Origin of the sequence: Chelatococcus albus (genome assembly GCF_030067675.1) — a bacterium.
GTDB lineage: Bacteria > Pseudomonadota > Alphaproteobacteria > Rhizobiales > Beijerinckiaceae > Chelatococcus_A > Chelatococcus_A albus.
The window spans coordinates 1-9845 of the sequence record NZ_JASJEV010000025.1 but is presented as its reverse complement, the minus strand read 5'-3'; the positions used below and the strand labels follow the sequence as shown (position 1 = coordinate 9845).

Genomic DNA, 9845 nt, shown 5'->3' with positions numbered 1-9845 from the left:
ACTTCCCCCAGGCGCGCCTGGGGGAAGTGTCACCCATGTGTCCGGTACGTCCTGTCACCCATGTCTCGGACCGCTCACGGCCCTTCAGCAATCTGACAAGGCGACGGCTCACCGGGTGGGGCGGCTCGTCGTCATCCCCAGCGAGCAGCGCGTTCCACCCGGCAACGGCGGAAGCCGCAGCTTCGCTCAGCCGCCGGCGGGCGAAGGGCAGATCGGCCATGGGCCACGGCGACCATCGCAAACCCGTCACCACCCCTGCAACGGCGAATCCGGTGTCCGTGCGCACCCGGCTGGCCGTTCAGGGACGTGCGTCGCAAGTTGCAACGCGCCGGGCTTCGGCCGACGCCCCAGCGCCTCGCGCTCGCCTGGCTGCTGTTTGCGAAGGGTGACCGCCATGCCCCCGTCCACCGCGAGGCCGAGGCTCAAGACCGGGGCGGCGGGAACAGCGACCAGACGCTGGCGCAGACCGCACGGCACACAGAGCACAGGCGATGCGGGGCGCGGCCAATCACGCGCCCGGCCTTGCGGCATCTGACCTCGCGGGATGGGAGGCATGGGCGCGGCCCCACCTGCCGGACTTGTCCCCTATCGTGAAGGAGTGTCGTTGACAGGCCCCGGCGCCTAACGTACGAGACAAAATATACATATAAAATAGATCTTTATAGGCACTCCAATGAACGACGCCCCTCGCAGACTGCGGAACGCTCCAGCGTCGCGGGGCACCGGCCAGCGCAAGGCAACGGCGCGGTCCCGCACGGCGACTGGAGTGGACGCGCCGGCAAGCTTGCGCGGGGGGGCGCCGGTGGCCCCGTGGCTCGCCCTCGCGCTGTCGCCTTTCATAGGCGGCACGGCTTGCCTCGCCCAGTCAGCCACGCCCGGTGCGACGATGCTCGACCCGCTCGTCATCGCCGCGCCGCGGGTGATGCCAAACACCGCGCGCGAGCGACTGGAGGCGCTGCCCGGCGGGGTGGCGCTGGTGACGGCCGAGGACATGCCCTCCACCGGCAATCTCACCCTGTCCAAGGCCCTGGCGAGCGTTCCCGGCGTCGTCGTGCAGGATTTCTTCGGCGGCAATGATCAGCCCCGCGTGCAGATCCGCGGCTCCGGGCTGCAGCAGAACCCGGTCGAGCGGGGCATCCTCGTCCTCCAGAACGGCCTGCCCATCAACCGGGCGGACGGCTCCTACGTCGTCGGTTTCGCCGATCCGCTGCTGGCCGAGGCGATCGAGGTCTACCGCGGCTACACGGCCAACCGGCTCGGCGCGACGGTCCTCGGCGGGGCCCTCAACTTCGTCTCGCCGACGGGATCGGCCTCGCCCGGCGCGCGGTTCACGGCGAGCGGCGGCAGCTTCGGACAGGCTGGGGTCTCGGGGCAGGCGGGCTTCAGGGCGGACCGGTTCGACGGCCTGTTCCAGTTCGATGCGAGCCGCCGCGACGGCTATCGCGTCTACAATCAGTCCGAGCGCGTGAGCGTCGGCGGCAATGTCGGCGTCGATCTGTCCGAGACCGTGAAGACCAGATTCTTCGCCGGCTACATGAATCTCGGGTTCGATGTTCCAGGCCCCCTGACCAAGAGCGCGATGGAGGCCGACCCGCGGCAGGTCTCCTCCGGCCCGCTTGTCACGCCCGCAGGCGCGATCAACCCGGGCCCGAACGTCGTGCGCGACAGGCCGAGGCGCGAGGCGAGCCAGTTCCTTATCGGATCGCGCACGACGGCGACATTCGATCAGCATCTGTTCGACGTCGCCTTCGGCTACACCTATACGGACGACACCTTCCGCTTCCCGATCTCGTCGGGCGTGCGCATGACGCGCGGCGGCGACTTCGCGGGCGTCGCGCGGTACGCCTACAAGCCCGACGACGCGAGCGTCCTGCCGCTGTTCGAAACCACGGCGCAGTACGCCGTCGGATCGGCGGACCGGGAGAACTACCTCAACCAGTCCGGCACGACCGTCGCCAAGTTCGGCGAGAGCCGCCTCGACGCAACGACGCTGTCGCTCAACGCGGGCTTCAACATCCCGCTCCTGCAGACGGTCACGCTCTCGCCCGCCATCGCCTACTCCTACGCCACGCGTGACAACACCGACACCTACGATCGGCCGACCCGCCCGACGATCGCCTACAACCCCGCCAATCCCTCCATGCTGCTGCCGGGCGGCGCCGTGCCAGCGACGAGCACCGGCTACGCGAAGTCCTACAGCGGCTGGACGCCAAGCCTCGGCCTCGCCTATCGCCCGGACGGCGGGCAGACGTTCTTCGCCGCGCTCAGCCGCAGCTTCGAGCCGCCGACCCACGACGACCTTCTGGCGACGGTGAACGGCACGCCCAACAGCAGCCCCGGCCGGCCGAACCCAGCCAATCCCGCGCTGCGCGCCCCCGCCTTCACGACACCGGCCCTGAAGGCCCAGGAGGCGACGACGATCGAGGCGGGCTGGCGGGGCCGCTCGGAGCGCGTGAGCTGGGACGCTGTCGCCTATTATTCCTGGATCGACAACGAGCTCCTCAGCCTGCGGGACGCCACGGGCGCCCCGCTCGGGGCCATCAACGCCGACAGGACGACGCATCTCGGCGTTGAGCTCGGCCTCGGCGCGCAGCTCACGGACAGGATCGCCGGCCGCCTCGCCTACACCTACCAGGACTTCCGCTTCAACGACGATCCGGTGCGAGGCGACAACCGGCTGGCCGGCGCCCCCCGTCACGTGGTCCAGGCCACGCTGCAGTATCGCCCCTTCGACAGCTGGGCGATCCAGGCGGCGCTCAGATGGTCGCCGGAGAAGACGCCGGTCGACAACATGAACAGCCTCTTCGCCGATCCCTACGCCGTCGTCGACATCCGCACGGAATACCGGATCAGCGACCGCCTCACGGTCTTCGGCGAGATCACCAATCTGTTCAACGAAACCTACGCCTCGTCGACCTTGATCGTCGATCAGGCGAGGCCGGACCAGGCGGCCTTCCTGCCCGGCGACGGGCGCGCCTTCTACGCCGGCCTCAAGGCGACGTTCTGAAGGGGCGCATGCGGCCGCCGCCGGACCGTCCCGCCGCTTCCACGCCGTCGGACGCCGGTGCGGTCGCGATCCTTCAGCAAGGGAGCCACATCATGCTCGACCGCCGCAGCTTTCTCGCCTCTGCCGGCGTGGTGCTCGTCGCCCGCCCCGGCGCCGCCGCCGAGCCCCTGGTGCTCTGGGGGCCGCCGGCCGCCCCTTCCATCGTGCTGGCGCAGGCGGTGGCGGGCGGCGGGCTCGCTGACGTGGGCAGGGGGAGCTTCACCTTCAGGACCTGGCGCACGCCGGACGAGATGCGCGCGGGGCTCGCCTCCGGATCCATGAAGGCTGTCATCGTTCCGAGCTACGTGGCGGCCAACCTCTACAACCGCGGCCTCGGCGTGCACCTCGTCAACATCATGACCGGCGGCCTCCTCCACGTCGTCGCCGGGGAGAAGATCGGCCGGCTCGACGATCTCGCGGGACGCAAGCTCGCCGTGCCGTTCCGCAACGACATGCCGGATCTCATCCTCCGCCGTCTCCTGGCCAAGGCGGGCCTGCAGCCGGGCAAGGATGTGGCGCTCGACTATGCCGGCTCGCCGCCCGAGGCCACGCAGATGCTGCTCGCCGGGCATGCCGACGCGGCGCTCCTCGCCGAGCCCGCCGCCACCGCAGCCGTCCTGCGCTCCAAGCTGAGCCTCAGGGGTCTCGGGCGGGCCATCGACTGCCAGAGGGAGTGGGCGAAGGCCACCGGCGGCAGCGGCTTCATCCCCCAGGCGGGTCTCGCCGTGACCAGGGCCTTCATCGACGAGGTCGGCCGGGACGGGCTCGTGCGTCTGCAGCAATCCCTGCAGAGCGCCGTGCAGTTCGTGGTCGAGCATCCCGTGCGCGCCTCCCTCGCCACGGCGACCGAGCTCGGCCTGCTCGGCCCGGTGGTCGCGGAGGCGATCCCGCACAGCAACCTCGCGGCATTGCCTGCCTCCTCCATCCGCAGGGAGCTCGAAGCCTTCTTCACCCTGCTCGCCGAGGACGATCTGCGCATCATCGGCGGCAAACTGCCCGACGACGGGTTCTATGCCCTCTGACGGGCCCGACGCAGCGCGCAACGAGCAACACGGGGACGCCCCATGCAAACTCATCCGGCATCGACCAGCCTCGGCAAGGACGGGCTCTTCCGCGGCAGCCTTACCGCGACGGTGCTTGCGCTTCTCGCCTGTCTCTCGACCCACGTCCTCGGCATCCTCGGCGTGGCGGGAGCGGTCGCCTGGTTCACGACGCTCGAACACGCGCTCCTCGTCGCCGTGCCCGCCTTCGCGGCGCTGACTGTCTACGCCGTGCTGCGCCATCGCCGCTGCCGGCATCCGGCGCAATGAAGGGCCGGGCGGGACAATGCGCCTTTCCTGGCTCGGTCGATATCTGTGGTCCGGCTGGGCCGGGGCGGCCGGCCTCTTCTGCCTGCTCGCCGCCTGGCAGGCCAGCCACGAGGTCTATGGCAGTTTCGTCCTGCCCTCGCCGCTCCAGACGCTCGCCGCCATCCGCGACGTCGTCCGCGGTCCGGGCTTCGTCGCTGCGGTGGCGGAGACGGCGGCGCGCACCTTCACGGGCTTCGGCCTCGCTGCCGGCCTCGGCACGGTGGCGGGGGCGATCGCCGGCTATTCCTTCGCCGCCATGCGGGTCATGAGGCCGGTCGTCGCGGTCGTGCTCGGCGTGCCGCCGATCTCCTGGATCGTGCTCGCCCTCATCTGGTTCGGCGCGTCCGGCGGTTCGGCGGTGGCGACGGTGGTCGTGGCGGCGCTGCCCATCTCCTTCGCCGGAGCGCTCGAGGGCGTGGCGACCCGGGACCGCTCCCTCGACGCCATGGCGCGCGTGTTCGGCGCCGGTCCCCTCCGGCGCTTCCGGACCGTGACGCTGCCGCATCTCTTGTCCTACCTGTTCCCCGCCTGGACGACGACGGTGGGAACCGCCTGGAAGGTCACCGTCATGGCGGAGCTCCTCGCCAATGCCGGCGGCATCGGCGGCGAGCTCGCCACCGCCAGAGCCCTCTTCGACATTCCGCAGGTGACGGCGTGGACGACCCTCGTCGTCGCCTTCGCGCTCGCCACCGACTACGGCCTGCTCACACCGCTGCGCGAGAGGCTCGAGCGGTGGCGCAGCGCCGGCCTGCCGTGGGGAGTGAAGCGGTGAGGCTCGCGCTCGACCGCATCGGGCATGCCTTCCTCGGCCGCACGGTGCTGGAAGGCTGCGATCTCCTCCTCGCAAACGGGGAGATCGTCGCCCTCGTCGGCCCGTCCGGCTGCGGCAAGACCACGCTGCTGCAGATCGCGGCGGGCCTGATCGACCCGCTCAGGGGCCGCGTCCGGCGCGACTACCGCCGGCACGCCATGGTGTTTCAGGAACCACGCCTCATGCCGTGGCTGACGGCCGGGGAGAATATCGCCTACGGGCTCGCCTCCCTCGACCTGCCGCGTCGCCGGCGGCGCGAGATCGCCGGTGTTCACGCCCGCCTCGTCGGGCTCGAGCCTGCCGATCTCGACAAATATCCCGCCGAGCTGTCGGGCGGCATGCGCCAGCGCGTGGCCGTCGCCCGCGCCCTCGCGGTCGAACCGGAGGTCGTCTTCTTCGACGAGCCGTTCACCGCCGTCGACGTCGGCCTCAGACGGGCGCTGCAGGACCTCGTGATGCGCATGGCCGGCGACGGGCCGTCGGGCCAGGGCTTCTCGGGCCTGTTCGTCACTCACGACCTCGCCGAGGCCGTCCGCCTGGCCGACCGGCTCGCCATCCTGTCGGCGCGGGCGCGCGGGATCGTCGAGATCCGGGCCGTTCCCGGCCGGCGCGCGGCGCGCGGCGATCGCGACGTGTTCGAGATCGTGCAGAGCTGGTCACGCGAGGAGGCCTTCGCCGAGCTCGTCGACGGCGAAGGACGGCACGTCCCGTGACGGTCGCGCGCCTCCAACCCTCCGCCGCGCAGCGGCGCGCGTTGCGGAACCTCCTCTCGGAGGGGCTGCACCTGTTCTTCCCGGTGGCGGCGCTCCACGCCCTGCTGTGGCTGCCGTTGTGGACGCTCCCCTTCGCGCTCGATCTGCCGCTGGCGCGCGCGATCCCGGCTGGCCAGTGGCACGCCCACGAGATGATCTTCGGCACCTACGGGGCGGCCCTCGCCGGCTTCCTGACCTCCGCCGTGCCGGAATGGACCGACACGCCGCCGCGGCAGGGACGGGACCTTCTGCTGCTGCTCGGCCTGTGGTTGCCGGGCCGGCTCATCGGGGTGCTGGGCGCGGACGACGCGATCTGGCTCGCCGGTGCCGCCGACGTCGCCTTCCTGTCCCTTCTCGCCTGGTTCGCCGCCGCGCCGATGATCACGCGGCGTTCGCTGCGGCACGGCTCCTTCGTGGCCTGGCTCTGCCTCCTGTGCGTGGCGGAGGCCGGCATACGGATCGCCTGGATGGTGGGCGCCCACGACCTGTCCGGCCGCCTTCTCGCCGCGGCGGTCCTCGTCTTCCTCGTGCTGCTTGCGCTGGCGCTCGGGCGGATCAACGTCGTCGTCCTGAACCTCGCCCTCGATCCTTCCGGCGGCGCGACGCCTTACCGGCCGCATCCCGGGCGGCAGAACCTGGCGGCGGCGCTGACGACGCTCTACGGGCTCGCCGGCCTCCTCTTCCCGGAATCGCAGGGGCCGGCCTTCCTGGCGCTCGCTGCCGGCTCGGCCTTCATGGACAGGCTCGCCGAATGGTTCATCGGCCGCAGCCTGCTCCGCGGGCACGTGCTCGCGCTCGGCGCGGCCAATCTCTTCGCCGGCCTCGGCCTGATCGCCATCGGCGCGGCCGGGCTCGGCGCGCCGATCCCGCCCATGACAGGCGTGCACCTCCTCTCCGTCGGCGCGCTCGGCAGCGCCGTCCTCGCCGTCTTTGTCATCGCCGGGCTGCGGCATACCGGCCGGCCGCTTGCGCTGCCGTGGCAGGCCCATGCGGCGATCACCCTGATCGGCCTCGCGGCCCTCCTGCGCGTTCTGCCGGAGGTCGGCGTGCTGACGCAGCTCGCCGGGATGCACCACGGGCTGGCCGCGCTCGCATGGGCGGGCGCCTTCGCGCTGTGGCTGGCGAGGTTCCTGAGCTTCTTCCTCGAGCCGGGCGTTCCGCCCGAGAGCGCCTGCCGGGACGGCCCCTGACCGGCGGGCCCGCCGCGCCGCAGCGGCCTGCCTCGCCCGACTGCCAGCCGGTGCCGGCCGATCGGCCCCGGCGCTCGTTGGACAAATATCAAAGATACATCCATAGTTCATTAAATCGCGCGGCCACGCGGCAAGGCACCTGCCCGAGCCAACGGGTAGCGGCGGCGGGCGGCCCCCTCTCCTGCCGCCGGCAGCGGTTCATGCGCCCGGTCTGGCGTCCGGGAGGCGGGCGCGGCCTCGACATCGGGGTACGACATGCGGCTGACGACCTTTTCGGACTATGCTCTGCGGGTGCTCATGTATGCGGCGACGGCCGGAGACCGTCTCGTCACCATCGAGGAGACGGCGAAGACCTACAACATTTCCCGTGCGCATCTCATGAAGGCCGTCAACATCCTCACGCGCGCCGGCTACATCAAGGGCGTGCGGGGCCGCTCCGGCGGTTTCGCCCTGGCGCGACGGCCGCAGGACATCAATCTCGGCGAGGTGGTGCGGGCAACGGAACCGGATTTCGCCCTCGTCGAGTGTTTTGCCACCGGCAACCTCTGCATCATCACGAAAAGCTGCCGCTTGCCGCAGGTCCTGAACGAGGCGCTCTCGTCCTTCATCGCCACGCTCGACCGCTATACCCTCGCCGACGTCGCCCTCGCCAGGGGCGCCTTCGTCCCGCCGCACGCCCCGATCACGGAGACGCGCGGCCCCAAGCTCCCGGCGGTGGGGCAGACAGGCTGAAGCGCTCGGCCGTCGGCGCGCTTCAGCCGCGTTGGCGCCTGTCCCACAGTAGGCGGCGACAGATCGTCGTCCAGGCGATCCCCAGACGGCGCGCGGCGCCCGTGACATTGCCGCCGCTTGCCTCCAGCGCCGCCGGCATGGCTTCGCGGTGATGTTCGGCGAGCGGCCGGGCGAGCCGATCCACCGGCCAGGCGCGTCAAGGCGATGGCCATGCCGTTGGCCGCGGATCGCCGGTCCCGCCAGACCGCCTCACTTCGTGTGGATCGGGCTTCGGGCCGGAAGGCGTGGAAGGCGAAGGCGAACGGCACGTCAAAGGCCACGTCCACGAGGGCCGTGCCGATGCGGCGCCCCACGACGACATTGCTGACGTCCTGTCCTTGCGCAATGGAGCGCGCCCCGAGCGGCAAGGCCTGCCCCGGTCGCCAGTGCAGCACGATGTCGTCCGCCTCGATCTCCCGCCTCTCGCGCAGGAGGTCGAGGGACCAAGCTTCGTGGTGACCCGGCGACGTCTCGACGGCGACGACGCGCGCCCTCGGTTCGATGCCTTCCGGCAGATCGCCGGCGTCGAGGACGGGCCGGGCACCAGCCGCATCGTAGCCGATGTAGGGATTGACACCGTAGGCCCGCAGGGACGGATCGGGGGTACCAGCACCTCGCGAGCAGGACAGCCATCCAGAGCCGACCGAGGGAGCGGCATGCGCCAACCATGCCGGCACCCTGATGGCGCCTGCCGACGCCCGCCAATCACATGTCTTCAAAGGCCGGTGAGACGCGCCGGCGGCTCGCGTGGCGTGGAGCGGTGCAACAGACGACAGTGCCCTTTCAACTCGCATTCTGCGACGAGCCAGGGGTTGCCATCCGCCGCCTCCGCACCGACGTACGGAGCCTGGGATGGCCCAACGGGGGGCGGGCAATGGCGACGGGGATGACCATCGGCGGCGCGGCCCGGCGAGCCGGCCCGACCGGGCGCGCATCCGGGCGCGCATCGGCGGCCTCCACTGCTCGCCCTGCACGGGCACCGTCGAGAACGCGCCGTGGCGCAAGGCCGGCGTCGACAAGGTGGCGGTGAGCCTCACCCACGAGCAGGCGCTGGTCGAATACGACCCGGCCCGCGTCGGTCCCGCCGAGCTCCTGCAGACGCTGCGCGACATCGGCTACACCCTGCACGATCCCCGCAAGCTGCGCCCGTAGCCCGATCTGCATCGCAGTGCGAGTTGCGAGGATCATGGCGCGCTACAGTCCCACGGACGCCGGCGCGACGGCCAGCGTCAGGGGCTTGGGCGGCTTGGGCCAGGCTGCGCCCTCAGCCGCGCGGACGTGGGCCGCGGCAGAGATGGTGGCCCTTCGACCGACAGGTCTCTTCGCGCCTTCCAATCGTCGCGGGGTGACCAAGTCCCAATGGTCGAGGCCGATGGTGTGCCCGCCTCTCCGGACTTCGCGCACCGCATCACCGCGCATCGCTCGCCGCAGCCGCCCGGCGGGTGTGCGCCGGATCGGCGGCAGGCGCGGCGGATGCGCCGGCCTCGTCGGTCTCTGCCGGGATCCAAGCCCTGACCGGACCGCCGCAGGTGAGACAGCGCAGGTGCAGATCCTGCGGAGCGCAGATGCTGAGCAGCACTTCGAGCTCGACGCGCGCCTGGCGCCCGCAGGTGCCACATTCGGTGCAGAGCGGGATCGGCCGGCACGGGCTGCGCGGCGAGGCGGAAGACCGGCCGAGGGCCCCGCCCACCCGCGCCTCGCGGCTGTGCGAGGGGGCGTCCGCGGACTGTCGCGTCATGATCACGATCGGCTGCGCTCCTCTCCGCCGCCGGAATTGCGCCGTCCGGCCGGCGGGACTGGCCGGATCCCGCCGCGCGTCCTGCGCTCGCCCGCGTGTCCGCCCATCCCCTCAGGCCGCCTTGCGCGAGGACGGGGCCTGGGCAGTCTGTGGCGGCGCGGCCTCATTCTCGCCCGCCCGATCGAGCT

The 9845-nt window shown here is 71.4% G+C and carries 9 protein-coding genes and 2 pseudogenes; 8 read left to right on the top strand and 3 right to left on the bottom strand.

Annotation, left to right across the window (positions count from 1 at the left end):
• The first annotated feature begins 802 nt into the window (after nucleotides 1–802).
• The 7 genes from QNA08_RS18830 (at nucleotide 803) to QNA08_RS18800 (ending at nucleotide 7880) form a co-directional block, all read left to right on the top strand.
• Nucleotides 803–3007 (top strand): TonB-dependent receptor family protein, encoded by a 2205-nt coding sequence (locus QNA08_RS18830; protein ID WP_283742268.1) that lies wholly within the window; start codon nucleotides 803–805, stop codon nucleotides 3005–3007.
• A 92-nt stretch (nucleotides 3008–3099) separates the two neighbouring features.
• On the top strand, nucleotides 3100–4068 hold the full coding sequence (locus QNA08_RS18825; RefSeq protein ID WP_283742267.1) for an ABC transporter substrate-binding protein: 969 nt from the start codon (nucleotides 3100–3102) through the stop codon (nucleotides 4066–4068).
• Nucleotides 4069–4110: 42 nt separating this feature from the next.
• On the top strand, nucleotides 4111–4356 hold the full coding sequence (locus tag QNA08_RS18820; RefSeq protein WP_283742266.1) for a hypothetical protein: 246 nt from the start codon (nucleotides 4111–4113) through the stop codon (nucleotides 4354–4356).
• A 16-nt stretch (nucleotides 4357–4372) separates the two neighbouring features.
• A complete protein-coding gene (locus QNA08_RS18815; RefSeq protein WP_283742265.1) occupies nucleotides 4373–5167 on the top strand; it encodes an ABC transporter permease in 795 nt (264 codons plus the stop codon).
• Complete coding sequence (locus tag QNA08_RS18810; RefSeq protein WP_283742264.1) at nucleotides 5164–5919, top strand: ABC transporter ATP-binding protein; 756 nt, start codon at nucleotides 5164–5166, stop codon at nucleotides 5917–5919. Before QNA08_RS18815 ends, QNA08_RS18810 begins: the two co-directional genes overlap by 4 nt.
• Nucleotides 5916–7148: an NnrS family protein gene (locus tag QNA08_RS18805; protein ID WP_283742263.1), complete on the top strand. Its 1233-nt coding sequence runs from the start codon at nucleotides 5916–5918 to the stop codon at nucleotides 7146–7148. The genes QNA08_RS18810 and QNA08_RS18805 overlap by 4 nt, the downstream gene beginning before the upstream one ends.
• Nucleotides 7149–7403: 255 nt before the next feature.
• Nucleotides 7404–7880, top strand: a complete 477-nt coding sequence (locus QNA08_RS18800) for an RrF2 family transcriptional regulator (RefSeq protein WP_283742262.1) — start codon at nucleotides 7404–7406, stop codon at nucleotides 7878–7880.
• A gap of 22 nt (nucleotides 7881–7902) precedes the next feature.
• Here the strand turns inward: QNA08_RS18800 and QNA08_RS18795 are convergent, their stop codons facing one another.
• Both QNA08_RS18795 and QNA08_RS19095 read right to left on the bottom strand, forming a co-directional pair.
• Nucleotides 7903–8019, bottom strand: coding sequence for a helix-turn-helix domain-containing protein (locus tag QNA08_RS18795; protein WP_283742269.1), 117 nt, complete (start codon nucleotides 8017–8019; stop codon nucleotides 7903–7905).
• A gap of 142 nt (nucleotides 8020–8161) precedes the next feature.
• Nucleotides 8162–8713 (bottom strand): annotated as a pseudogene (locus QNA08_RS19095) (DUF3179 domain-containing (seleno)protein); the annotation flags it as partial.
• 58 nt (nucleotides 8714–8771) lie between these two features.
• On the opposite strand from QNA08_RS19095, the pseudogene QNA08_RS18790 reads away from it, so the two are divergent.
• Nucleotides 8772–9065: pseudogene (locus QNA08_RS18790) on the top strand (cation transporter); the annotation flags it as partial.
• Nucleotides 9066–9327: 262 nt separating this feature from the next.
• Here the strand turns inward: QNA08_RS18790 and QNA08_RS18785 are convergent.
• On the bottom strand, nucleotides 9328–9657 hold the full coding sequence (locus QNA08_RS18785; protein ID WP_283742261.1) for a hypothetical protein: 330 nt from the start codon (nucleotides 9655–9657) through the stop codon (nucleotides 9328–9330).
• Between the last annotated feature and the right edge of the window lie 188 nt (nucleotides 9658–9845).

What these genes read in the sequence shown, in the direction of transcription:
- QNA08_RS18800 (WP_283742262.1), top strand. Translation starts at nt 7,404, where the DNA reads ATGCGGCTGACGACCTTTTCGGACTATGCTCTGCGGGTGCTCATGTAT.
- QNA08_RS18815 (WP_283742265.1), top strand. Translation starts at nt 4,373, where the DNA reads ATGCGCCTTTCCTGGCTCGGTCGATATCTGTGGTCCGGCTGGGCCGGG.
- QNA08_RS18825 (WP_283742267.1), top strand. Translation starts at nt 3,100, where the DNA reads ATGCTCGACCGCCGCAGCTTTCTCGCCTCTGCCGGCGTGGTGCTCGTC.
- QNA08_RS18795 (WP_283742269.1), bottom strand. Translation starts at nt 8,019, where the DNA reads ATGCCGGCGGCGCTGGAGGCAAGCGGCGGCAATGTCACGGGCGCCGCG.
- QNA08_RS18785 (WP_283742261.1), bottom strand. Translation starts at nt 9,657, where the DNA reads ATGACGCGACAGTCCGCGGACGCCCCCTCGCACAGCCGCGAGGCGCGG.
- QNA08_RS18820 (WP_283742266.1), top strand. Translation starts at nt 4,111, where the DNA reads ATGCAAACTCATCCGGCATCGACCAGCCTCGGCAAGGACGGGCTCTTC.